16 protein-coding genes and 1 pseudogene are annotated in these 24,627 nt (G+C 70.7%); 8 read left to right on the forward strand and 9 right to left on the reverse strand.

The window, feature by feature from the left end; genetic code table 11:
• Window positions 1-87: 87 nt before the first annotated feature.
• Window positions 88-3,993: a GH92 family glycosyl hydrolase gene (locus tag IF55_RS22850; protein ID WP_037965476.1), complete on the forward strand. Its 3,906-nt coding sequence runs from the start codon at window positions 88-90 to the stop codon at window positions 3,991-3,993.
• A gap of 379 nt (window positions 3,994-4,372) precedes the next feature.
• Window positions 4,373-5,353: an FG-GAP repeat domain-containing protein gene (locus IF55_RS22855; protein ID WP_048832331.1), complete on the forward strand. Its 981-nt coding sequence runs from the start codon at window positions 4,373-4,375 to the stop codon at window positions 5,351-5,353.
• 247 nt (window positions 5,354-5,600) lie between these two features.
• Here IF55_RS22855 and IF55_RS22860 read toward each other — a convergent pair whose 3' ends face one another.
• Both IF55_RS22860 and IF55_RS22865 read right to left on the reverse strand, forming a co-directional pair.
• Complete coding sequence (locus IF55_RS22860) at window positions 5,601-6,722, reverse strand: epoxide hydrolase (RefSeq protein ID WP_030883889.1); 1,122 nt, start codon at window positions 6,720-6,722, stop codon at window positions 5,601-5,603.
• A 148-nt stretch (window positions 6,723-6,870) separates the two neighbouring features.
• On the reverse strand, window positions 6,871-8,358 hold the full coding sequence (locus IF55_RS22865; protein ID WP_030883891.1) for an MFS transporter: 1,488 nt from the start codon (window positions 8,356-8,358) through the stop codon (window positions 6,871-6,873).
• Window positions 8,359-8,409: 51 nt separating this feature from the next.
• On the opposite strand from IF55_RS22865, the gene IF55_RS22870 reads away from it, so the two are divergent.
• A complete protein-coding gene (locus IF55_RS22870) occupies window positions 8,410-9,018 on the forward strand; it encodes a CGNR zinc finger domain-containing protein (RefSeq protein ID WP_030883893.1) in 609 nt (202 codons plus the stop codon).
• Between the two features lie 393 nt (window positions 9,019-9,411).
• Here the strand turns inward: IF55_RS22870 and IF55_RS22875 are convergent, their stop codons facing one another.
• Entirely contained in the window at window positions 9,412-10,827 is a 1,416-nt protein-coding gene (locus IF55_RS22875; RefSeq protein WP_030883895.1) for a VCBS repeat-containing protein, read from the reverse strand.
• A 172-nt stretch (window positions 10,828-10,999) separates the two neighbouring features.
• The gene (locus IF55_RS22880; RefSeq protein WP_030883897.1) at window positions 11,000-11,335 is read right to left on the reverse strand and encodes a hypothetical protein; all 336 of its coding nucleotides are present in this window, start codon (window positions 11,333-11,335) and stop codon (window positions 11,000-11,002) included.
• Between the two features lie 196 nt (window positions 11,336-11,531).
• Between IF55_RS22880 and IF55_RS22885 the strand changes: the two genes are divergently transcribed.
• The 3 genes and pseudogenes from IF55_RS22885 to IF55_RS38715 form a co-directional block, all read left to right on the forward strand.
• Window positions 11,532-12,386: a helix-turn-helix domain-containing protein gene (locus IF55_RS22885; protein WP_030883899.1), complete on the forward strand. Its 855-nt coding sequence runs from the start codon at window positions 11,532-11,534 to the stop codon at window positions 12,384-12,386.
• Window positions 12,387-12,398: 12 nt separating this feature from the next.
• On the forward strand, window positions 12,399-12,659 hold the full coding sequence (locus tag IF55_RS37515) for a DUF397 domain-containing protein (RefSeq protein ID WP_078644997.1): 261 nt from the start codon (window positions 12,399-12,401) through the stop codon (window positions 12,657-12,659).
• A gap of 69 nt (window positions 12,660-12,728) precedes the next feature.
• Window positions 12,729-13,511, forward strand: a pseudogene (locus IF55_RS38715) (IS5 family transposase); the annotation flags it as partial.
• Between the two features lie 1,287 nt (window positions 13,512-14,798).
• Here IF55_RS38715 and IF55_RS22895 read toward each other — a convergent pair.
• From IF55_RS22895 to IF55_RS22915, 5 genes are all read right to left on the reverse strand, one after another.
• On the reverse strand, window positions 14,799-16,082 hold the full coding sequence (locus IF55_RS22895) for a sensor histidine kinase (RefSeq protein WP_048832332.1): 1,284 nt from the start codon (window positions 16,080-16,082) through the stop codon (window positions 14,799-14,801).
• A 42-nt stretch (window positions 16,083-16,124) separates the two neighbouring features.
• Window positions 16,125-16,922 (reverse strand): response regulator transcription factor, encoded by a 798-nt coding sequence (locus IF55_RS22900; protein ID WP_030883903.1) that lies wholly within the window; start codon window positions 16,920-16,922, stop codon window positions 16,125-16,127.
• A gap of 195 nt (window positions 16,923-17,117) precedes the next feature.
• Complete coding sequence (locus IF55_RS22905) at window positions 17,118-18,692, reverse strand: S1 family serine peptidase (RefSeq protein ID WP_030883906.1); 1,575 nt, start codon at window positions 18,690-18,692, stop codon at window positions 17,118-17,120.
• A 361-nt stretch (window positions 18,693-19,053) separates the two neighbouring features.
• Complete coding sequence (gene acnA, locus IF55_RS22910; protein ID WP_211270024.1) at window positions 19,054-21,795, reverse strand: aconitate hydratase AcnA; 2,742 nt, start codon at window positions 21,793-21,795, stop codon at window positions 19,054-19,056.
• A gap of 233 nt (window positions 21,796-22,028) precedes the next feature.
• Entirely contained in the window at window positions 22,029-22,316 is a 288-nt protein-coding gene (locus tag IF55_RS22915) for a hypothetical protein (RefSeq protein WP_048832333.1), read from the reverse strand.
• 230 nt (window positions 22,317-22,546) lie between these two features.
• Here IF55_RS22915 and IF55_RS22920 point away from each other — a divergent pair, with 230 nt between their 5' ends.
• Together IF55_RS22920 and IF55_RS22925 are read left to right on the forward strand one after the other, a co-directional pair.
• Entirely contained in the window at window positions 22,547-23,467 is a 921-nt protein-coding gene (locus IF55_RS22920; RefSeq protein ID WP_030883914.1) for an SDR family oxidoreductase, read from the forward strand.
• A 225-nt stretch (window positions 23,468-23,692) separates the two neighbouring features.
• Window positions 23,693-24,580, forward strand: a complete 888-nt coding sequence (locus tag IF55_RS22925) for an SDR family oxidoreductase (protein WP_030883917.1) — start codon at window positions 23,693-23,695, stop codon at window positions 24,578-24,580.
• Window positions 24,581-24,627: the final 47 nt, after the last annotated feature.

A 24,627-nucleotide genomic window follows, 5' to 3' on the forward strand; every position in this document is an offset into this window, starting at 1 on the left:
CCCCCTTGACACCCCCGGCCCCCCGCGTCCTACTTATCTCTGCGCAACTCAATTGACAACGTTGTCACATGCGTTGAGAGGCACAGGATGCGACAGAGACGACGATGGCGGGCGGTCAGCAGACCGGCCGCCCTGCTGGCGGCGGCCGCACTCGTGGCGACGGCACCAGGCATGGCGGCAGGCATGGCAGCAGCAGCCACCCCCACCCAGCCCCACCAATCCCCCCACCCCCACCAGCCCCAAAACCCCACCCAAGAGTTCCACTCCTCCTTCGAGACGGCCGACCCCCAGCCCGACTGGCGAAACACCGTAGAGACCGGCCCCGGCGGCAAGAAGAAAGCGTCCGGCGTCGACGGCGGCTACTCCTCCGGCATACCCGGCAGCGTCACCGAAAAGGTCACCGCCGTACGCGCCAGCGGCGAGAACACCGCCTCCGGCGAGGTCAAGGAGAACCTGCTGGACGGCGAGACCACCAGCAAATGGCTCACCTTCGAGAAAACCGCCTGGCTGGAATTCGACTTGTCCGAGCCGGTCAAGGTCGTCCGGTACGCGCTCACGTCCGCGAACGACGCGCCCGGCCGCGACCCGAAGGACTGGACGCTCAAGGGCTCCGACGACGGCAAGAACTGGACGGCGCTGGACGCCCGTAAGGACGAGTCCTTCGAAAAGCGGCAGCAGACCCGCGAGTTCGGCTTCAAGAATTCCACCGCATACAAACACTACCGCCTCGACATCTCACGCAACGGCGGCGACGCCATCACCCAACTCGCCGAGTTCCAACTGTCGAACGGCGAGGACGCCCCGCCGCCCCCCTCGGACATGCGCACATATGTGGACCGCGGCCCGACCGGCTCCCCCACCGCCAAGGCCAACGTCGGCTTCAGCGGCACGCACGCGCTGCGCTACGCCGGCACGCACAAGGCGACGGGACGCGCGTACTCGTACAACAAGGTCTTCGCGACGCACACGAAGGTCACGCGGCAGACGAAACTGTCGTACAAGATTCTCCCGTCGATGCCGGAGTACGACCCGAATTACCCGGCGACGCACGTGGCGCTGGATCTCGCCTTCACGGACGGTACGTACCTCAGCGACCTGAACGCCGTCGACCAGCACGGCGCCCGGCTGACCCCGCAGGGCCAGGCGGATTCCAAGACGCTGTACGCGAATCAGTGGAACAACAAGGAGTCGCGGATCGGAACGGTGGCGGCGGGCAAGACCATCGCCCGCGTACTGGTGGCGTACGACTCCCCGGCCGGCCCGGCGAAGTTCCGCGGCTGGGTGGACGACATCTCGATCGCGCCGGCCCCGCCGGAAAAGCGGCTCACGCATTTCGCGGACTACGCGCTGACGACCCGCGGCACGAATTCGAGCGGCAGCTTCTCACGCGGCAACAATTTCCCGGCGACCGCCGTGCCCAACGGCTTCAACTTCTGGACGCCGGTGACGAACGCGGGCTCCACGGACTGGCTCTACCAGTACGCGGCGGGGAACAACGCGGACAACCTGCCCGCGATCCAGGCGTTCAGCGCGAGCCATGAGCCGAGCCCCTGGATGGGCGACCGGCAGACCTTCCAGGTGATGCCGAGCGCGGCGGCCGGTGTGCCGGACGCGCGGCGGACCGCCCGCGCGCTCCCCTTCCACCACGAGCGCGAGACGGCGAATCCGCACTACTACGGCGTCACGTTCGACAACGGCCTCAAGGCCGAGCTGGCGCCCAGCGACCATGCCGCGATGATGCGCTTCACCTTCCCCGGCGACGACGCGAGCGTCATCCTCGACAACGTCAAGAACGAGGGCGGGCTCACCCTCGACCCCGAACACGCCGTGATCACCGGCTATTCGGACGTCAAGAGCGGCCTGTCCACGGGCGCCGGCCGGCTCTTCGTGTACGGCGTCTTCGACGCCCCGGTGACGGACAGCGGCAAGCTGAAGGGCGGCGGGGGCGACGACGTCACCGGCTATCTGCGCTTCAAGCCCGGCAAGGACCGCACCGTCACGCTGCGCATCGCGACCTCCCTGATCGGCGTCGACCAGGCGAAGGCCAACCTCCAGCAGGAGATCCCGGCGTCGGCCTCCTTCGCCTCGGTCACCGGCAAGGCCCGCGCCGCGTGGGACTCCATCCTCGGCCGTATCGAGGTCGAGGGCGCGTCCCGCGATCAGCTCACGACGCTGTACTCCAACCTCTACCGGCTCTACCTGTATCCCAACTCCGCCTCCGAGAACACCGGTTCGGCGCACCGCCCCCGGTACCAGTACGCGAGCGCGTTCTCGAAGCCGACGGGCGAGAACACCCCCACCCGCACCGGCGCCAAGATCGTCGACGGCCAGGTGTACGTCAACAACGGCTTCTGGGACACCTACCGCACCACCTGGCCCGCCTACTCCCTGCTGACCCCGAAGCGCGCGGGGAAGATGGTCGACGGCTTCGTACAGCAGTACAAGGACGGCGGGTGGATCTCCCGCTGGTCCTCCCCCGGCTACGCCGACCTGATGACCGGCACCAGTTCCGACGTGGCCTTCGCCGACGCGTACCAGAAGGGGGTGCGGTTCGACGCCGAGGCGGCGTACGAGGCCGCGGTCAAGAACGCGACGGTCGCCCCGCCGGACCGGGGCGTGGGCCGCAAGGGCATGGACACCTCGGTCTTCCTCGGCTATACGAGCACCAAGACCGGCGAGGGCATGTCCTGGGCGCTGGAGGGCTACCTCAACGACTTCGGCATCGCGAAGATGGGCCAGGCGCTCTACGCCAAGACCCACAAGGCGCGCTACAAGGAGGAGTCCGCGTACTTCCTCAGCCGCGCCCAGAACTACGTCAAGCTCTTCGACCCGAAGATCGGCTTCTTCCAGGGCAAGGACGCGGACGGCAACTGGCGGCTGACGCCCGACAAGTACGACCCGCGCGTCTGGGGCCACGACTACACCGAGACCAACGGCTGGAACTTCGCCTTCACCGCGCCCCAGGACACCAAGGGCCTGGCGAACCTCTACGGCGGCCGCGACGGCCTCGCGAAGAAGCTCGACACGTTCTTCTCGACCCCGGAGACCGCCTCCCCGGACTTCGCGGGCTCCTACAACGGCATCATCCACGAGATGACCGAGGCCCGGGACGTACGCATGGGCATGTACGGGCACAGCAACCAGCCCGCGCACCACATCGCCTACATGTACGACGCGGCCGGCCAGCCCTGGAAGACGCAGGCCAAGGTCCGCGAGGTGACCTCCCGGCTCTACCTCGGCAGCGAGATCGGCCAGGGCTATCCGGGCGACGAGGACAACGGCGAGATGTCGGCCTGGTACGTCTTCAGCTCGCTCGGCTTCTACCCGCTGGTGATGGGCAGCCCCGAGTACGCGGTCGGGTCCCCGCTCTTCACCAAGGCCACCGTCCACCTGGAGAACGGCCGCGACCTCGTCATCAAGGCCCCGCGCAACAGCGCGCGCAACGTGTACGTGCAGGGGCTGAAGGTCGACGGCAAGCGCTGGAACTCCACCGCGCTCCCCCACTCGCTGCTCGCGCGCGGCGGGACGCTGGAGTTCGCGATGGGCGACAAGCCCTCCTCCTGGGGCAGCGGGCAGCACGACGGGCCCACGTCCATCACCAAGGGCGACAAGCCGCCGACGCCGCTGGAGGACGCGACCACCCCGAAGTCGGAGGTCGTCCTCACCGGCGGCGGCGACGGCTCGCACCTGGTCGACAACACCTCGGCCACGGACGCGACGTTCACCGCGGCCGAGGTGAGGCCGGGGCGGGCGACGCGGGCGGTGCAGTACACGCTCACCTCGTCGGCGCACGACAAGGCGCCGTCCGGCTGGGTGCTCCAGGGCTCCGACGACGGTGAGCACTGGCGGCAGTTGGACCGGCGGGCGCACGAGTCGTTCCCCTGGGACCGGCAGACCCGTACGTTCACGGTCCGGTCCCCCGGCTCGTACACGCATTACCGGCTGGTGCCGACGGGCAAGGCGACGCTCGCCCAGATCGAGCTGCTGAAGTAGCCGACCACTGCTCGGCCCCCCTTGGCGCCCCGGCGGCGGGATCGCAATCCGCCGCCGGGGCGCGGGGTACGGTACGGCGCGTTCCCCCAGGCCGGGGGTAATCTCCCGGCCGCATGGGCCGGCGACCACGTACGGGGCTGGTTCTGGCATCCGAAGTGGCGCGAAGTCGACACCAAGGACGGGTCGTTCGCGGCCAATGACACGCGACGCTGACCGACCCGGCGGGCAAGGTACGGCTCCAGCAATCAGTCGGCGCTCACGCTTCCTGACAAAACCGATTGACTTGTAAAGGAGTTGTGCAAAGATCCAGGAGCTACCGCGACGCGTCTCATCACATGGAGGCGCGTCGCGACTCATCTCACGACTTCTGGAGATATTGATGACCCTTTCCTCCAGTTCTCCCGGTGCCGCGGCTTCCCCCAACTCCCCCGGCCGTACGCGCAGACGCACCCTTTCCCGGGTCGCCACCGCCGCGTTAGTCGCCGCTCTGGTCGGCACCACCGCCGGCACCGCCATGGCCAAGGACGCGGCGCCGGCCCCGCTCAAGGACACCGTGCGCAAGGCGGCGGAGCACCGGCCCGCCTCGCACGGGGCGCTCAAGTCGCTCAAGGCCGCGGCTCCCGGCAGCGCTCCGATCTTCCCCGTCTCCGCGGTCAACAACTCCGGTGAGCTGTACTTCTACTGGCCGGACGGGCGCGGCGGCCTGGACGCCCGCGACTACGTCACCGACGGCTGGGGCGACTTCAACGCGGCGTCCACCATCGACAACGACAAGGACGACTTCGCGGACGCCCTGTACGCCCGTACGAACAGCGGTTCGCTGATCTACTCGACCGCGACCACCTCGCGCGAGATCCCGGGCGACTGGAACAAGTACGACCTGGTGTTCTCGCCGGGCAACCTCGGCGGCGCGAAGGAGTCGGACCTCCTCGCCCGGGACCGGGACGGCGTGCTCTGGCTCTTCCTCGCCTACCCCGACGGGACGTTCACGGGCGTCGCGCACCGGGTCGGCCCGGGCTGGGGCCAGTACACGGCGATCGCCGGCCAGGGCGACCTGACGGGCGACGGCAAGACCGACATCGTCGCGCGCGACCGCGACGGCGTCCTGTGGCTCTACAAGGGCACCGGCGACTACAACAAGCCCTTCGCCGACCGTACGAAGATCGGCCCCGGCTGGAACCAGTTCAACGCCCTCTTCTCCACCGGCGACGTCGACCTCGACGGCCGCAGCGACCTGATCGCCCGCGACAAGTCCGGCGCCCTGTGGCTCTACAAGGGCACGGGCAGCGCCTCCGCCCCGTACAAGACCCGAGTGAAGATCGGAAACTCCGGCTGGAACCAGTTCAAGCTGCTTTTCTGAGGTAACTGACGTCCCTGGTACGGGGCTGGGTGGGAGATGAGGTGCGGCGGCGCTGACGAGCGTCGCCGCACTCGTCGTTTCGGTGGGGTGGGTCGGTCGGCCGACGGGGCTTGGGGCCGGCCGGCTGGTTCGTGGCGGTGGGCGGAGTTGCCGAATCGACGGGCTGGTGTACCGCACAACCACCGCACAACCACCGGGCACCGCAAAGGCGGGCAGGCCCCCTGGGCACGGCCCGCCCAGGGGGACGTCAGCGGAACAGGCGGAAGAAGCCACGGACCTGCTCGACCAGTGACTCGGGCTGTTCGAGGGCGGCGAAGTGGCCGCCGTGGGGCAGTTCTTCGAACCAGCGCAGGTCGGTGAAGCGCAACTCGGCCTCTCGCCTCGACGGGCGGGTGATGTCGCGTGGGTAGACCGACAGCCCCGATGGCGCGGTCACCTTGTCCCGGAAGTTGGCGAAGCTCTCCCAGTACAGGCGCGCCGACGACGTGGCCGAGGCGGTGAACCAATAGACCGAGATCTCGTCGAGGATCGTCTGCCGCGACAACGCGTCCTCGGGGTGGCCGTCGTTGTCCGTCCACGCCCAGAACTTCTCGGCGATCCACGCGGCCTGCCCCGCCGGGGAGTCGGTGAGGCCGTAGCCGAGCGTCTGCGGGCGGGTCGACTGGATCGCCGAGTACCCCCGGCCGGTGCGCTGCATCTCCTTCTCGGCCGCCAGATTCGCCAGTTCCCCGGGGGTCGGGTCGTCGAACGCGCCCGCCGCCACGGACCCCAGGTTCAGGTGCACGCCGGCGACCCGTTCGGGCGCCACCTCGCCCAGCGCCGCGGACACCGCCGAACCCCAGTCGCCGCCCTGCGCGCCGTACCGCTCGTAACCCAGCGAACCCATCAGCGTGTCCCAGGCGCGCGCGGTGCGCATGACGCCCCACCCGGGCGTCGACGGCTTGTCGCTCCAGCCGTACCCCGGCAGCGACGGCGCGACCACGTGGAACGCGTCCGCCGGGTCGCCGCCGTACGCGCGCGGGTCGGTCAGCGGGCCGATGACCTCCAGGAACTCCAGCACCGAACCCGGCCACCCGTGCGTGAGCACGAGCGGGAACGCGTCCGGTTCCGGCGAGCGGACGTGCAGGAAGTGGATGCCCAGCCCGTCGATCGTGTCGCGGTACTGCGGGAACGCGTTCAGCCGCTCGGCGAACCCGAAGTCGTACTCCTCGGCCCAGCTTCGGCACAGTTCCTGCGCGTACGCCAGCGGCAGCCCCTGCGACCAGTCGTCCACCGGCTCGCGCTCCGGCCACCGCGTACGTCGCAGTCGTTCACGCAGGTCCGCGATCTCGGCTTCGGTGACGCTGACCTCGAAGGGCTCGGCGGTCATGGCAAGGCTCCTTACTGGTCGTCAAGTTACGGGTCGTCAAGTTACTGCGCGTCAAGTTACGGGCCATCAAGGCGTTATCGGATCAGAGGCGGGTGGGTCCGGCATCTCTGAGGCGGGTGGGTCCGGCGTCTCGGAGGCGGGCGGGCCGTCATCGCGGGCTCCCACGCGTGGCGTCGGGTCCGAGGCAGTGATCGGCGGTAGGGCGGCGGACAGCGGCAGGCCGGCGAGTCAGGCTGAGGGCGAGCCCGGCCAGCGGGAGTGCCGCGAGCGCGGCGAGGGCCGCCGGTGCCGGCACGATGCCGGACAGGCCCGCGACGGCGGCCGGACCGATCCCGCCGCCGAGGGCGTTCATGAAGTTGAGCAGGCCCTGCGCGGTGTCGCGGTCGTCCGCGGCGACCAGGTCCGGGGCGAGGCCCACCAGTACGGCTTGGGCGCCGGCGAACCCGCACACGGTCAACGCCGTACCGGCGACGACCGGGATCGGCCCGGAGAAGACCGCGACCACGAGCACGCCGACGACGGTGAGCGCCGCGAGCCCGGCCGTCACCTGCCAGCCGGCGAACCGGTCGGTCAAGGTGCCGACCAGCCGCGCGGTCAGCACCGAGCAGGCGGCGGCCGGGACCAGGAACACGCCGGCTACCAGGGGGCCGCCGCCCGTGGCCTGCTCGATGAGGGACGGGGCGCGGAACAGCACCCCGTAGTAGCCGGCGAAGACGGCCCCGCCGATGAGCCCGGCCGCCAGGAAGCCGCGGGACGCGATCACCCGCCGCGGCACGAACCCGTCGGGCGTGCTGCGCACGCGCCGCCACAGGCCCGCGGCGGCGAGCACCCCGGCGGCGGCCACGGCGAGCGTGACCGGGGCGGGCAGGCCGACCGAGTGCGCCTGGAGCAACGTGATCACGGAGCCGGCGAGCACCGACAGCACGGCCGCGCCGACGATATCGAGGCGCCCGGTCGAACCGTCGCGCTCGGACGAGCCGTTCCGCTCGTCGCCGCCGCTCCGCGTCAGCGCGCGCCGACTCGGCAAGGCGACCAGCAGGAGGGGCAGCGCGAGGACCGGGATCGCGAGCACGGCGCGCCACCCGAGCCATGCGGTCACCGCCCCGCCCAACAGCGTTCCGCACCCCGACGCGGTCGCGCTGGCGGCCGCGATGATCCCCAGGGCGCGGATGCGATGCCGCCCGGGAAGGACGGTGGCCGCGGCGAAGACGGCGATCACGGTCGCGCCCGCCCCGGCGCCGCCGATCAGTCGGCCGACGATCACGACGAACAGGGTCGGCCCGGCTCCGGCGAGCGCGGAGCCGGCGGCGAGCGCCACGACCCCCGCGACGAGGACCTGGAAGGGGTTCCAGCGGACCAGCAGCCGGCCCGCGACCGGCATCGCGAGCGCGGAGGTCAGCGACCACGCGGCGAGAACCCATGCGGTGGCCCCGAACGGCACCGCCAGTGCGCGGCCGATGGCCGGCAGGGCCACCGACGGCGCTCCCAGTGCCACGTACATCGGCAGCACCAGCATCCCCAGCGTCAGCCCCAGCCGGCGCCCGTCCGGAGCGTCGGTACGCTCCGGCGCCGGGGTCCTTGCTGACGGGGTCGTGATCGCATGCGGGGTCACCCCCCGCCGAGTATGTTGTGACATGTGAAAGCTCCTTTGAGTGTAACGTTACGGAGCAGCGAGGAGACACGTCAAATGCAGGATGCGTATTACAGCCCGTACTACAACCCGCTGGTGGTCCAGACGGCCGTCGACCTGGCCAACACCTTGATGCCGATCAAGGGAGAGGACGCGCTGGAGACCGTGGAGCAGCTCCAGAACTTCCTCGACGGTCACCCGGCGGCTGCGCCACCGAGTTCGAGTTCGGCCGCGAGCCAAGGGCCGGGGTCGCAGCCGCGGCATCTCACCCGCGAAGACCTGGCGGAAGTCCGCGCGGTGCGCAAGACCGTGCGTGACGTGCTCGAACGGGCGAACGCGGACCCGGCCGAAGCCGCGGCACTGATCAACGACGGCCTGCGCCGCAGCCGCGCCACCCCGGTACTGCGCCACGAGGACGACCGCTGGTGGACCGAGGTGACCTCCGACACCGACCGCCGCTCCGCGCACCTGGCCGCGACCACGCTCAGCGCACTGGCCTCCGTCATCGCCACACTCGGCCCCGCCCGTCTCGGCGTGTGCGCCGGACCGACCTGCCGGGCCACTTACGTGGACCTCTCGCGCAACGGCTCGAAGCAGTACTGCACCCGAACCTGCGCCCACCGGGCCAGCGTCGCGGCCTACCGGAGCCGACGCAGCTCGCGTTGATCCCGGGCACCTGCCACTGCCCGAGGGGGCCATGGGCGGAGACACCTGCTCGCGCCGGGCTTCGGTGACGCCGAACCGGCGCGGTACGGCGCCGCTGGCGGTGTTGGCCAGGCGTCAGGTCGTACGCGATTCCAAGTACGCACGTCCGGCCGGGCGAATGCCTCGGCCACCATGGCGACCGGTACCCCACACCCCATGTACCAGCCCTGGGGCTCGGCCCCGCGATAGATCGAGCACGCCCCAAGGCGGTCATGGTTGCCGGGCTGAACGGGGCTCACCGCAACGGCGTTGGGCGGGAAGGCAGTCCGCTGTCCACCGGGCCGAACGCCGATAGCGAATAGGGGTGGCGGCGATTCCGGCGCTGGCGGGGAAGTGCTCCGCAGGTCAGCCTTTTCAGCCGCCGAGGGAGGCGCCGAAGGAGGCTTTGGGCGCTGGGTCGTTGAGCGCGTCCGGGCCGAAGATGGTGGAGTTTCTGCCGGTGAGGCCCGAGGGGCTGCCAGGCAGCAGGCTGACCGCGCCGCGGCCGTGGCTCTTGCCTGGTGCGCCTACGGCCAGGTCGGGGGTGCCGTCGCCGTTGTAGTCGCCCTGGGCCAGCGTGGAGCCGAACCGGTCGTTCGGCTCGGCGGCCCCGGCGACGCCCTTGGTGTCGAGGGAGATCGTGCGTGCCGTGGCGGGGCCCAGCCAGTGCGTGCCGCCCCGGATCACCGTGATGGCCCCCGCGCCGTTCTGGTCGTCGCCGACCACCAGGTCGTCGTGGCCGTCGCCGTCGAGGTCGGCCAGTCGCGCGGTGTCGCTCAGGTGCAGCGGGCCCCGCCATGCGACGGCCCCCGTCACGTCAAGGCCGTCCGTGCTCCCCGGGTACGTACGCAGCACCGCGTCACGCGGGCCGTCTCCGAAGCCGGTGGCCAGGAGGACGTCGTCCTTCCCGTCACCGTTGATGTCACCGACCACAGGCGCGTAACCGGCGAACGGAAGCTCCACCCGCTCCCCGGGCCGGGCGCCCTTCAACCCCTCGCGCGAACCGGGCAGGACACCGAGGGTGCCCCCGTCGGCGGGGTCGTCGGCGTGGGCGACGGTGACGAGGTCGTCGTAACCGTCCCCGTCGACGTCGCCGGTCGCGATGCGGTCCGTTCCCCCGCCGCCGCCCGGCGGTGTGTGCACGGTGACGCCCTCGGCACCAGCCGAACGCAGGTCCTTCGCCCCGGAAACCACGGCGACCTGCCTGCCGTCCACCACCGCCACGTCGTCGAGCCCGTCATGGTCGAAGTCCCCCAGCGCCAACTGGCCGCCGAAGCGGCCCCCGGGCGTCGGGGCCGGCGCGTGGAAATCGACGGCGGTGCGCGAGAGCCCGGACCGCGAGCCGAAGACCACGGTCACCGCCCCGGCCCCCTTCTCGCCTCCCGCCGTCCGGCCACTCGCCCCGACGACCAGATCCGCGTACCCGTCACCGTCCAGATCACCGAGCGCGAGCGCCGCCCCGAACCGGTCACCTGCCCGTACGGCTTCGCCGTCGACCGCCCCACTCACGGTCTGGTGACGGCCGACCGTGCGGCCCTTCCCCGAACCGTGGACCAAGGCCACCTTGCCGGCGCCCGCCTGCCCCTGGACCGGAGCGTCGGGCATCCCGACGGCCAGGTCGTCGAAGCCATCGCCGTCGACATCGGCTCCCCGCCCCGAACCCACCGTGGCCACCTGCGGGCTCACGCCGCCCGGGTCCGCCGCCGGCCGGTCGGCCACCCACCAGGCGCCGAGCGCGCCTGCCGCGAGTACGAGCGTTCCCGCGCCGGCCAGAAGCGATGGCCTCCGCATATCCGTCGTCTCCCCATCCCCCGCCCTTACGGTTCACCAGTCGGTGACGGCCGACCAGCATCAGTCCGCGCAAGTTGATCCGTCAACAGGGTTGGTTCACCGCCCGGTTCCGCGTCCGGTATGGCCCGCTTCGCCGGGCGGCAACCCAACTCCACCATCAAGCCATCCCGCGCTACGCCGCCTCCCCCCGCTCGAACGCCGGGTTCGCCGGTGGCGCGAACCACACGATGCGCGCCGTCACCCCGGGTTCCCGACCGAACCAGCAGACCGCCTGCTCCGGCGAGTTGAGCCTGTACTGCGTACGGCCACCAGTACTGACCACGTGCACGCGCCCGTCCTCATGGGCCAACCCCCATGCGACGACCTCCCCGTCCGGGTCCTCCGTGTCCGTGTCCCACTCCTGCACGACGGCGAAGGATCGCGGCGCGCCAATGAGTGCTAGTTCGCACAGTTCCTGATCAAGCGTCAGGGGAACGGTTACGGGCTGCTGTGGGGGTGTTTTGGCCATGGAAGTCTCCCGTCAGGAGGGGGATTTGGACCAGGGCGCGGCAGTGCACGCACGGCACGGCCGCGCCAGCCGAAGTGGCTCGGGTCACACCGTAGCGTGAACCTTGGAATGGATTCCCAGCTTTGCCCGCATAGAGCCCAACACCCTCCATTAGGGTGACGCCAACACGTCTCGCCCTAGGCAGAGAGGGACCGACATGGCCCCGATCAATCGTCCACCGACCGTGCGACAGCGGCGCTTGGGTGCGGAGTTGCGCAGACTCCGTGAACGCACGGACCTGTCCGCAACCCAGGCAGGTGCGCTATCCGGCGCCAACCAGTCGCGGATCAGCAACATGGAAGCCGGCCGCTATGTGGTGAGCGCGGATCGGGTCCGGGAACTGGCCGCTCTGTACAACTGCGCGGATGACGAGTACGTCGCGGCACTCACGGAGTTGACTGGCCGCCAGTATCGAGGCTGGTGGGAGCAGGAGCGGGAAGTTCTCCCCGCCGGCCTCCTCGACCTGGCCGAACTCGAACACCACGCCACGTACGTGCGCATCGCGACCATGGTTCACATGCCCGGACTGCTCCAAACCAGGGACCACGCGCGCGTGCTCTTCGACTCGACGGTCCCGCAGCTTCCGCCGCATGCGGTGGAACACCGACTGTCGTTCCGGATCAGGCGGCAGGGAATCCTCGACGGGGACAATCCGACCCCGTTGACGGCGATCGTCCACGAGGCGGCCCTGCACATGGGATTCGGCGGTCCGGACGTAACTCGGGGCCAGCTCCAGCACCTCATCGAGATGGGCGAGCGCGAGAACGTCACGGTCGTAGTGATCCCGTTCGGCGTCGGCGCGCTCCACGGTTCTGGGCAACCCATCGACTACTTCGGCGGCTCAGTGCCGCAGCTCGACACGGTTCAGCTCGACTCGGACCACGGCAACGTACTACTCGACGCAGAGGCCCACCTCGTGAAATACCGGAGTGTGTTGGACCGCCTCGAAAGCTACGCGCTCAAACCGGAGGCGTCCCGCGATCTGATCCACAGCATCGCTCAGAGCCTCTGAAGGGAAGCAATAGTGCCCGCTCACATCTGGCAGAAGTCCTCCTACAGCCAGGAGGGGTCCAACTGCCTCTACGTCGCCAAGGCCCCCGGCGATTGGCAGAATTCGTCATACAGCGCTCAAGGGGCTAACTGTCTGAACGTAGCCGCCGCAGCCCCCGCCGTCATCAAGCTCCGCGAAAGCGACGCCCCCGACGTCATCGTCACCACCACCCCCGCCAGCCTCCGCACCTTCATACAAGCCGCCAAAGCAGGGCGATACGACTGCCCCCGCTAGACCATTTCCGATGGCTCCCTGTCGGGCGGGGTGGGTCAGGGGTTCTGGGCCGGGCAGGCGTTGGGCGTGGTGCGGCGGCATGAACTGACCGATGCGCAGTGGCGGATGGTCGAGCCGTTGCTGCCGGCCAACGGCCGGCCTGGTGGACAGTGGGCCGGTCACCGGATAGTGGTAAAGGGGGTGTTGTCCCGGGCTCGGCCCGGGGTGCCCCGGACCGGACCTGCCGGAGCGGTACGGGGCCTGGCAGACCGTCGACGTGCGGCATCGCCGCTGGTCGGCGGACGGCACTTGGCAGCAGATCCTGGCCAGGTTGCAGATCGAGGCCGATGCCGGTGATCCGGACGGCACCCTGGCCCGCAAGGTGCAGCGGGAGTGGGCGGCGAACATCGGCTCCACTTCCTGCCGGGCCCCTCAGCATGCGGCCGGGGCCCGGCACTGGCCCCCGCGCGACTTCCCCCGAAACGGGGGCGCGACCGGGCCCGCCCGCTGACCTGGCTCACCTCACCGGGCCAGCGGGGCGACGGCCCCACCCCCGTGCCGCTGCTGGAGACGCTGCGCATTGCCCGCCGCGGGCCCGGCCGCCCGCGCCGCCGCCCGGACCGGGTGCGCGGCGACAAGGCGTACGCCAGCCGCGGCAACCGGCGCCTGCCTACGCCGCCGGGGCCTCAAGGGGACGATCGCCGAGCCGGACGACCAGCGGGCCGACCGCCGCAACCGTGGCCGGGAAGGCGGCCAGCGCTCGACCGCGTTGCGCCGCCGGTACTGGGCTTTCTCGAACGAAGGCGGCTCCGCGCGGTGGCCGGCCGCAACGGCACCCTCACCGTCACCGTGATCGCCATCTGGCCCCGCGACACCATCCAAGAGCCATCAGAAACGGTTTGGTGCTGTATCAGGCGACGTTCGCCTTGGCGACCGCCGCACGCAGTCGCTCGTTGGTGGAGTCGTCAGGCTAGGGGTCGAGGTGGGTTCTCCGGTGTTCCTGCACCGGTGGCGCACCGAGGCCGAGGGCTAGCGCCCCTCCCGGCAAGCTTTGCTCCGTCGCGCCGCCCGGCGCGCACGCCCCCAGCTAGCGCTGGGAGGTGCCCCCGGCGGCGTTGACCAAAAGCCCTGGTAGCTCCGCTACCAGGGCTTCCGGCCGCCGCACGATCGGACGCACCGGACGACGCTCCTTCCGGGCGAACATTGCCGGTCCCGGCACTGGTACGGCGCCCTCGGGTTGGGGGTGGGTTGGCTGCCGCGTGGGGCGGTATTCGGTGTGGGTGGGTGCGGGTTTCGTCTCGGACCCTCCGGGTCCAAGGCGCTGGCAGCGGGAGGGGAGGGGGCCGGGCTGGGGTTCGGTTCGCTGCCTGCGGGTGGGGGTGTGGCTGGGGTTAGGGAGGGCTCGCTGCGCTTCGCCGCTGGCTGCTGCCGCGAAGTGGTGGTGGTGGCGGGGTGGTCGGGTGCGGCTCGGGGAGGGCGCGGGCCTGTGATCAACGACTGGCGGCAGGGGGCGGCGCGCTGCGCTGCGCCGGTAGTTGCGGAGTGCGGGTGCGTTGTAGCTGGAGGTTCACGCCAGTGACGACGGAGGTGGGTCGTGGCTTCGCCGCTGGCTGCTGCCGCGAAGTGGTGGTGGCGGGTTCGTCGGGTGCGGCTCGGGGAGGGCGCGGGCCTATGATCCACGACGATTCGGCAGGGGGCGGCGCGCTGCGCTGCGCCGGGTGTGCTGGCCGTTCGGGTGTCGTTCCCGCCCGTACGGACGGGGCCCACGGCTGGGGGAACGCCACTCTGACGGCGAGTGCGCCCGGTATGCCCGATGTGCCAGGTTCACTGTTCAACAGAGTTGGGTTACCGCCCGATTCCGCATCCCAAAAGGCGCTTTTGTCGGGCGGCAATCGCACTCTACCTGCCAGTAGCCAGCGGCGAAGCGCAGCGGAGCTTCCAGCGGTCCCCACCACCGTCCCACCCGTCGCTACAGGCGCTGTGGCCCCGCAGGGGCCGAGACGAAAGCCGCAGCCAACCGGGCGCAATACCGCCCCACCCGGCGGCTGTCTGTGACGCTCACTCCCACCGACCCGCAGCCAGCGAGCCAACCACGACCCACCTCCGTCGTCACTGGGACGAAACCCGCAGCCACCCACACCGAATACCGCCCCATCGGCGTCAACCGACCGGCGGCAGCCGGACGGTGGCGACGGCGCCGCCGTCAGCGGCCGCGTTCGAGAAGAGCAAGGTGGCGCCGATGACCTTGGCCTGGCCGGAGGCGATGGTGAGGCCGAGGCCGTGGCCGTGGCCGCGTTCGGCTGCTCCGGTGCGGAAGCGTTGGGGGCCTTCGGCGAGAAGGGTGGCGGGGAAGCCTGGGCCGTGGTCGCGGACGACGACGGCCGTGTCCTCGACGGTGATCTCGACCGGGGCGGCGCCGTGCCGGTGGGCGTTGACGATCAGGTTGGCGAGGATGCGGTCGAGCCGCCGGGGGTCGGTCTCCACCACGGCGGGCGGCGCGGCGCCGACGGCGACTGTCGCGTCGAGGCCCGTACGGGCCAGGGAGTCCCGGACCAAGTCGGGGAGGGCCACGGGGCGCAGGTCGGCGTGTTCGGCGCCGGCGTCGAGGCGGGAGATCTCCAGTAGCTCTTCGACGAGGGTGCGCAGCACTCGTACCCGGCCTCTGACGAGATCGGTGGCCTCGCTGTCGGGGAGGAGTTCGGCGGAGGTGACCAGGCCCATCAGCGGGGTGCGCAGTTCGTGCGCTACGTCGGCGGTGAAGCGCTGTTCGCTGCGCAGGCGGTCCTGGAGGCTGTCGGCCATCGAGTCGACGGTGGCCGAGATCTCGGTGATCTCGTCGCCCTCCCGGCCGCCCGTCCCGGTTCTGGCGGCCAGGTCGCCGGAGGCTATGCGCCGGGCCGTACGCGCCACCCGCCGCAGTCGCCGGTTGGGGAGTTCGGCGGCGAGGGCGGACAGGGGGACGATGACGGCGAGCGCGATCAGCGAGTACTCCCACATGTGCCGGTCCAGGGCGCGGCGGCTGCGCTGGTCGGGGCCCATGTCGACCGCGACGGCCACCAGGCGCCCGTCGGGCAGCCGTTCACCGGCCCACATCCGCGGCTGGTACTCGTGGCTCTCGTCGTACAGGTCGCCGCTCCCGTCCTCCCGGATCATGCGCACCAGAGCCGCCGGCATGTCCTCGGGGCCCACCAGGCGCGCCGTACCCCTGTCGCCGCCTTCGCCTTCCGCGAGGGCGGTGTTCAGGGCGTTGCGCGCCTTGGCCCCGCCGTCGTTCATGGACCACTTGTACGTACTGCGGTGCACCAGCAGCCCGACCGTCAGCGCGATGCCGCAGCACGCCGCCGTCACCAGGAGGGCGATCTTCCAGCGAAGTGAGCGCCAATTGAGCAGCGACCGCCAGTTGAGCGACGAGCGCCAGTTGTGCAGCGACCGCCGCGCTCCCATGTCAGCTCCCCAACCCCTCAGCCCCGCATCCCCCTTAACTCCTCAGCCCCTCAGCTTGTATCCGAAGCCCCGGACCGTCTCGATGCGCCCCGCTCCGATCTTCCTCCGCAGCCGCTGTACGCACAGGTCGACCACCCGGCTGTCGCCGTCCCAGCCGTAGTCCCACACGTTGCGCAGCAGGGTCTGCCGGTCCAGGACGATGCCCGGATGCGCGGCGAACTCCAGCAGCAGCCGGAGTTCGGTGGGGGCCAGCGCGACCGGCTCACCGGCCAGGAACACCTCCAGGCCGGCCGTATCGATGGCCAGGTCTCCGAAGACAAGCCGGGGGTTCCGATCGGGACGGGACGGGCTCTCCGGCAGGGGGGCCAGGGAGCCGCCCGGCACGGCCGTCGCGGTGCCGGGCTCCGCCGCCACCGCCGGTACCGGGACCGGCGCGAACGTGGCCCGGCGCAGCAGGGACCGGATACGGGCCACCAGCACGGCGGTGTCGACCGGCTTGACGACGTAGTCGTCGGCGCCCGACTCCAGGCCGGCCACGATGTCCGGGGTGTCCCCGCGAGCCGACATCATCAGGATCGGGGCCGTGCTGGTCTCCCTGATCCGGCGGCACAGTCCGATGCCGTCGAGCTCCGGCAGCATGATGTCCAGCATCATCAGGTCGTGTCCGCCCTGCCGGAACAGTTCGAGACCGGTCAGTCCGTCGGCGGCGGAGGTGACGCGGTAGCCGTAGCGCTCCAGCGCCAGCGTCACCGTCCTGCGGATCACCTCGTCGTCCTCTACGAGCAGGATCGCCACCGCCCCGGGCGCCGGAACGTTTCCCTCGGCCGCTGGAACCGACATCTTCCCCCATCGGACGTGCTGGGTAGTGGGGGACCATGATGCGACGAGGAGGTCACCATTGCCCAATCAGCGCCCGTGGCGGAGGCTTACCCAACAGCGCCCGCCACCGAGGTTGGCCCATTAGCGCCCGCCGGGGGCCCATCAACGCCCGCGACCGCGCCTCGCCCCATCAGCGCCCGTGACGACGGCTCCCCCTCAACTCCCGTGGCCCCCACGCGGCTCGGCACCAGTCAGCGTGCAGCCCTGGCGCGACAGGTCCAGCTTCGACCCCGCCGTCACGCACGCCGCGACCCCGTAGACCTGCTGGCCGTAGCCACGGCCCTTGACGGAGGTCACGGTCCCGTCCGAGCCCACCTCGCACGGGTTGTCGTCGGTGCACTTCTCACCGGCGTCGTTGTGGGTGTTGTGGATACCGACCACCGTGGAGCCGTCGGAGGAGAGCAGCGCCGAACCGGAGGTGCCGAACCAGGGGGCGCAGTCCTCGCTGGTGGCGTAGCGGATCGAGTGGTCCTGCTGGTAGCCGCCCTCCCGCAGGTGCGGGACCACGGCCTCGGCGGTGCAGTGGAAGCGGCGGCTGGGGTAGGCCATGGTCAGCGAATCGCCCGCGCGTACGGGCTCGGACGCGAGCCGGAAGACCTTCGCGCCCTTGGCCTTCAACTGCGCGTAGGTCTGGTCGAGACGGTAGAGCGCGACATCGGTGCCCGTCATCGTCGCGTACACCAGCCGTTTCGCGTGGGCGGTGGTCTTGGGGTAGCCCTGGCGGTCCGCGATCGGCACGTCGCGGTCGGCCGGCTGGTCCGTCAGCGCGGCTCCGGGCGCGGGCCGCTTCCCCTGTACGCAGTGGCCGTTGGTCATCATCAGCGCGGGGTCCTGCGGCCGGGAGGCCGGGGTGCTGACCACCGAGCCCGCGCAGGTGCCCAGGTCCACCGCGCCCTCCACGTTCGGGATCTTGTCGTCGGGCGGCACGTGGGCGCCGCTGATGATGCCGTTGATCCAGTCGGCGTGCCGGGTGACGTCCGTATACAGCGTGTGGCCGCTCGCCTCGTCGGGGCCGCTGACCACACCGGCCACCGCCCATTGGCCGTCCTCACGGACGAGCGCGGGCCCGCCGGAGTCCATGTTCGACGCGGCGACGCGGCCGTCGGCGCTGCCGATGCACAGTTCTCCGGCGTCCGCGTGATTCGGGCACTTCGCGACCGGCTGGACCACGGTGTCGGCCTCCCGGAGCCGTTTCGGGAAGCACGCCGAGTCGTCGAGGTCGTCGCAGGTCATGCCCCAGCCCATGATCCGTACGGGCGCGTTGTCCGCCGGCGTGGCCGAGGCGATCCGCACGGGCTTGGCCCGCACCGGGGTGCGCAGGTGCATCAGCGCCATGTCCTTGCCCCAGAACCCGCCCTCGTCGTCGACGGTCGCCAGCCGGTAGTAGTGATCGACCTCCGCGACCTCGCCGCCGGACGCGGGGTCCAGCGACCCGACCCGGACCTTCCAGCCCTTGGGGACCCCCACTCTCGCCCCGGTCGGGTTCTTCCCGGCGCAGTGGCTCGCGGTCAGCACCCACTGCGGTGCGAGGACCTCCACCCCGCAGCCGTGTCCGTCCGGGCGCGGCGACGCTGGGTAGGAGGGCTGGAACGACCCCATGAACGAGTAGGCGTGGGCCGACTCGGCGCCGCCGAGGATGGCCTGCGCCGGTGGGGCCGCCAGCACGGTCGCGGCCATGGCGGCCCCGACCGTCAGGGCGGCGGCCGCCTTCCGGCTTCTCCAATTGCGCATCAGCGTCTCCCCTTTCGTCCGCCGCGGGCCGTCCCCGCGACCGGCTCGCACGACCGGCTCGCACGGCCGGCTCGCACGGCCGGCTCGCATGGCTGGCTCGCATGAAGGAGGAACGGCGTCCGGCCCGTCCCTTCCGGCCACCGATGCTGGACCCGCCGGACCGCCGGCAGGGCTCACGCGCGTATCAGACGCTCAGCGACGACCGCTCAGTCGTGTATCGCCACAGCCGTGTATCGCCACAGCCGTGTAACGCGGCGTGGGGGGCGACGTACGGAATGCGGAAGGGCCGCGCCCCCTTTCGGAGATGCGGCCCTTCAACTGCCGTACGGGGCTGCCGTACAGGACTGCCGTACGGGACTGCCTACTCGCTGATCAGCGAGCGCAGCACGTACTGGAGGATGCCGCCGTTGCGGTAGTAGTCCGCCTCGCCGGGGGTGTCGATACGGACCTTGGCGTCGAACTCGACGCCGCTGTCCGTGGTGACCTTGACCGTGTCGGGGATGCCGCCGTCGTTGAGGGCGGTGACGCCGGTGATGTCGAAGGTCTCCTCGCCGGTCAGGCCGAGGGAGAGGGCCGAGGCGCCCTCCGGGTACTGGAGGGGGAGGACGCCCATGCCGATGAGGTTCGAGCGGTGGATGCGCTCGTAGGACTCGGCGATGACGGCCTTCACGCCCAGCAGCGCGGTGCCCTTGGCGGCCCAGTCGCGGGAGGAGCCGGAGCCGTACTCCTTGCCGGCCAGGATGACCAGCGGGATGCCCTGCGCCTGGTAGTTCTGCGAGGCGTCGTAGATGTACGAGACGGGGGCGTCGGCGGCGTCCGCGGCCTGGGTGAAGTCGCGGGTGAAGCCGCCCTCCGTGCCGGGGGCGATCTGGTTGCGGAGCCGGATGTTGGCGAAGGTGCCGCGGATCATGACCTCGTGGTTGCCGCGGCGCGAGCCGTAGCTGTTGAAGTCGCGGCGCTCGACGCCGTGCTCGGTGAGGTACTTGCCGGCCGGGGTGTCGGCCTTGATCGCACCGGCCGGGGAGATGTGGTCGGTGGTGACCGAGTCGCCGAGCTTGGCGAGGACGCGGGCGCCCGCGACGTCGGAGACCGGGGAGGTCTCCATCGTCATGCCCTCGAAGTACGGGGGCTTGCGGACGTACGTGGACTCGCTGTCCCACTCGAAGGTGTTGCCGGTCGGGATCGGCAGGGCCTGCCACTGCGCGTCGCCCGCGAAGACGTCGGAGTAGTCCTTGGTGAACATCTCCTGGCCGATGGCGGAGGCGACGACCGTCTCGACCTCGGACTCGGAGGGCCAGATGTCCTTGAGGTAGACCGGGTTGCCCTCGGTGTCGGTGCCCAGCGCCTCGGTGGTGATGTCCACCTTCATGGAGCCGGCGATGGCGTACGCGACGACGAGCGGCGGGGACGCCAGGTAGTTCATCTTGACGTCGGGGTTGATCCGGCCCTCGAAGTTGCGGTTGCCGGAGAGCACCGAGACGACGGCGAGGTCGTTCTCGTTGACGGCCTTGGAGACCTCCTCGGGCAGCGGGCCCGAGTTGCCGATGCAGGTGGTGCAGCCGTAGCCGACGAGGTTGAAGCCCAGCTTGTCGAGGTACGGGGTGAGGCCGGCGCGGTCGTAGTAGTCCATGACGACCTTGGACCCGGGGGCCAGGGTGGTCTTGACCCACGGCTTGCGGGTGAGGCCCTTCTCCACCGCCTTCTTGGCCAGCAGCGCGGCGCCGACCATGACGTACGGGTTGGAGGTGTTGGTGCAGGAGGTGATCGCGGCGACGGCGACGGCGCCGTGGTCGATCTCGTAGGTGACGCCGTCGGGGCCGGTCACGGTGGTCGGCTTGGTCGGCACGCCGTTGTGGGCGGCGGGGGCGTCGGAGGCCGGGAAGGACTCCTTGCCCGCCTCCTCGTCGTCCGCGACGTAGTTGCGGACGTCGGTGGCGAACTGCTCCTTGGCGTTGGCCAGGACGATGCGGTCCTGCGGGCGCTTGGGGCCGGCGATGGACGGCACGACGGTGGCGAGGTCGAGCTCCAGGTACTCGGAGAACTCCAGCTCGCGGCTGGGGTCGTGCCAGAGGCCCTGCTCCTTGGCGTACGCCTCGACCAGGGCGAGCTGCTGCTCGTCGCGGCCGGTGAGCTTCAGGTACTTGATGGTCTCGGCGTCGATCGGGAACATCGCGGCGGTGGAGCCGAACTCCGGCGACATGTTGCCGATGGTGGCGCGGTTGGCCAGCGGCACGGCGCCGACGCCGTCGCCGTAGAACTCGACGAACTTGCCGACGACGCCGTGCTTGCGCAGCATCTCGGTGATCGTGAGGACCAGGTCGGTGGCGGTGGTGCCGGTGGGCAGCTCGCCGGAGAGCTTGAAGCCGACGACGCGCGGGATCAGCATGGAGACCGGCTGGCCGAGCATCGCGGCCTCGGCCTCGATGCCGCCGACGCCCCAGCCGAGCACGCCGAGGCCGTTGACCATGGTGGTGTGCGAGTCGGTGCCGACGAGGGTGTCGGGGTACGCCTGGCCGCCGCGGACCATGACCGTACGGGCCAGGTGCTCGATGTTGACCTGGTGGACGATGCCGGTGCCGGGCGGGACGACCTTGAACTCGTCGAACGCGGTCTGGCCCCAGCGCAGGAACTGGTAGCGCTCCTTGTTACGGCCGTACTCCAGCTCCACGTTCTGCGTGAACGCCTCGGGGGTGCCGAACCGGTCGGCGATCACGGAGTGGTCGATGACCAGCTCGGCCGGGGCGAGCGGGTTGATGCGGGCCGGGTCGCCGCCCAGCTCCTTGACGGCCTCGCGCATGGTGGCGAGGTCCACGACGCAGGGCACGCCGGTGAAGTCCTGCATGATCACACGGGCCGGCGTGAACTGGATCTCCTGGCTGGGCTGGGCGTTCGGGTCCCAGTTGCCCAGCGCGCGGATGTGGTCGGCGGTGATGTTCGCGCCGTCCTCGGTGCGGAGCAGGTTCTCCAGCAGCACCTTCAGGCTGTAGGGAAGGCGCTCGGCGCCCTCGACCTTGTCCAGCTTGAAGATCTCGTACGACTCGTCGCCCACGCGCAGCGTGGCGCGGGCGTCGAAGCTGTTCGCCGACACGACAGTCTCCTTCATGCATGAATTCGCGCGTACTACCGCGATCCTGCCGTCACAGGATCTTGCCGATCCGCTAAGGTCAACCTAAGTTAGGTATGCCTTACTGGCGCGGCAGCGGTACGCCTCTCGGCAGATATCTCGATGTCGAGATAACTCTAGTACATCGCTCCCGCCCGGTCATGCGCCGCCCGGCCCGCGACCGCCTCCGACCGGGCCCACGCGGGACTTCCGGCGGGACTTCCGGCGGGGCTTCAGGTGTTCTGGACATCTTCCTGGGCCTTGGGGCTGGGCGTGAGCGTGTCCGCCGCCTCGCCGCCCTTCTCGGCCTCGCGCTCCTCCTCGGCGAGCGGACCGCGCGCCTCCGCGTCCTCGACCTCGTCGATGACCTCCTCGGCGGCGGTCTCCGCGTGGCCGTGTGGCTTGTGCTCGGGCGGCTTGTGCTCATGCGGCGTGCGCTCGGGCGGCGTACGCGAGGCGTGCTCCCGCGGCTCGTGCCGGTGCTCGTGCTTCTCGTGGCTCATGTTCTTCCCGTGACTCATGAGGGTCCTCCGTACTGCACATGCTCCTCCGCGATCGCCGGAGCGCCAGCCGAGTGCCCCGCGGCGACGCCGGCGAATCACATGGATCGGCGGCACCCATGAATCGCGTGGATCGCCACTCCGGGGCTCCCCCGAATGCCCGTTTAGCACCTTGCGCCCCGGTTAGGAATGGCTTCGAGAGCCAACCGACCGCCAGGAGTGTCCACCGACCCCGCCAGGAGGCCCCCGCCATGTCCGCCAACGGTGCACCGAACACAGCGTCGGAGTCCGCCGCCCAGGTCGACGACGAGCTTTTCCCGCCCTACCGCTTCCAGCGAATGGAGCGGCCCGGTCTGGAAGCGGACATGGAGATCAAGCCGCGCTACCAGGCGAGGAACTACCGGCCCGCCGGCAAACTCACCGGCAAGGCCGCCCTGATCACGGGCGGGGACTCGGGGATCGGCCGCGCCGTGGCACTGCTCTACGCCCGCGAGGGCGCCGACGTCGCCATCGTCTACCTGCCGGCGGAGCAACGGGACGCCGAGCAGGTCCGGGACGAGGTGACCGCGCTCGGGCGGCGGTGCCTGCTGCTGCCGGGCGACCTGTGCGACCCCGAGTTCTGCGCGGAGACGGTCCGCGCCACCGTGGCCGAGCTGGGCGACCTGAACATCCTGGTGAGCAACGCCGCGTACCTCAACAGCCAGACGGAGCTGTCGCAGCTCACGGCGGAGGCGTTCGACCTCGTGTTCAAGACCAACGTCTACGCCTACTTCCACCTGGTCATGGCCGCTCTGCCGCACCTGAAGAAGGGCGACACGATCATCGCGACGGTCTCCGAGGAGGCGCTGAAGGGAAGCGACCTGATGATGGACTACGCGGCCTCCAAGGCCGCGGTGGTCGTCTTCACCAAGTCCATCGCCCCGCACCTCGTCCAGCGCGGTATCCGCGCCAACGTCGTCGCCCCGGGGCCCACCTGGACCCCGCTCAACCTCGCGGGGCAGCGCTTCACCGACGACTACCTCACCGAGCTCGGCACCCAGACCCCGATGGGCCGGGTGGCCCAGCCCGAGGAGATCGCCCCCGCCTTCGTGTATCTGGCCAGCGACGCCGACTCCAGTTACACGGTGGGCGAGACTATCGCCGCGACCGGCGGGTACACCGACAGCCGTTGACGATCGACGACGGCCGGCGCCCGCTGCGGCGCACGCCGCTCCCCGTCACCCTCCGCAGTCCTTGAGGTGGTGGAAGAGGGCGAACCGACAGAGGGTGGGGGGAGGTGGGCACAGGCATCGGGCGGCGGCGGAGATCGCACAGCACAGGCACCACGGACACCACGGACACCACGGCTACCGCGGACACCACGACACCGCGGACACCACAGAGGGAGCACCGGGACCATGACCGACGCGCGCGACCCGCAGGACCCGACCACCGCCCACCCCCGGCCCGACTTTCCCCAGCAGGGCCAGGAGCACCCCGGCTGGACCGGGCCGATGGACCCGCCGCCCGACCACGGCGAGAACTCGTACCGGGGCAGCGGCCTCCTCAACGACCGCAAGACGGTGGTGACCGGCGGCGACTCCGGCATCGGCCGGGCCGTGGCGCTCGCCTACGCCCGCGAAGGCGCCGATGTCCTCTTCACCTACCTCCCCGAAGAGGCGGAGGAGGCGCGGCGCACGACGGCGCTGGTCGAGGACGCGGGGCGGACGGCGATCGCCATGCCCTGCGATCTCCGCGAGGAGTCGGCCTGCCGCGAGGTGGTGGACCGCGCGGCCGGGGAGTTCGGGCGGATCGACGTGCTGGTCAACAACGCGGCCTACCAGATGTCCCAGCCGGACGGCATCGGGGCCATCACCACCGAGCAGTTCGACCGCGTCGTCCACACGAACCTGTACGCCATGTTCTGGCTCTGCAAGATGTCCGTGCCGCACCTGCCCGCGGGCGGCTCCATCATCAACACCACCTCCGTGCAGGCGTACAAGCCCAGCCCCCACCTGCTCGACTACGCGATGACCAAGGGCGCGATCGTCACCTTCACCCAGGGCCTCGCCCAGATGCTGGTGGGCGACGGCATCCGCGTGAACGCGGTGGCCCCGGGGCCCGTATGGACCCCGCTGATCCCCGCGACGCTGCCGGACACCGTCGAGTTCGGGAAGCAGGCGCCGCTGGGCAGGCCGGCGCAGCCCGCGGAGATGGCTCCGGCCTATGTGTTCCTGGCCTCCGCGCACGCCAACTTCATCACCGCCGAGGTCATGAACGCGACGGGCGGCACACCATTGCCGTGACGCACGCGCCGCCGCCGGTACGCGCGTACGCGGTCGCTGCTACGTCC

Origin of the sequence: Streptomyces varsoviensis, assembly GCF_000718635.1 — a bacterium.
Taxonomy (GTDB): domain Bacteria; phylum Actinomycetota; class Actinomycetes; order Streptomycetales; family Streptomycetaceae; genus Streptomyces; species Streptomyces varsoviensis.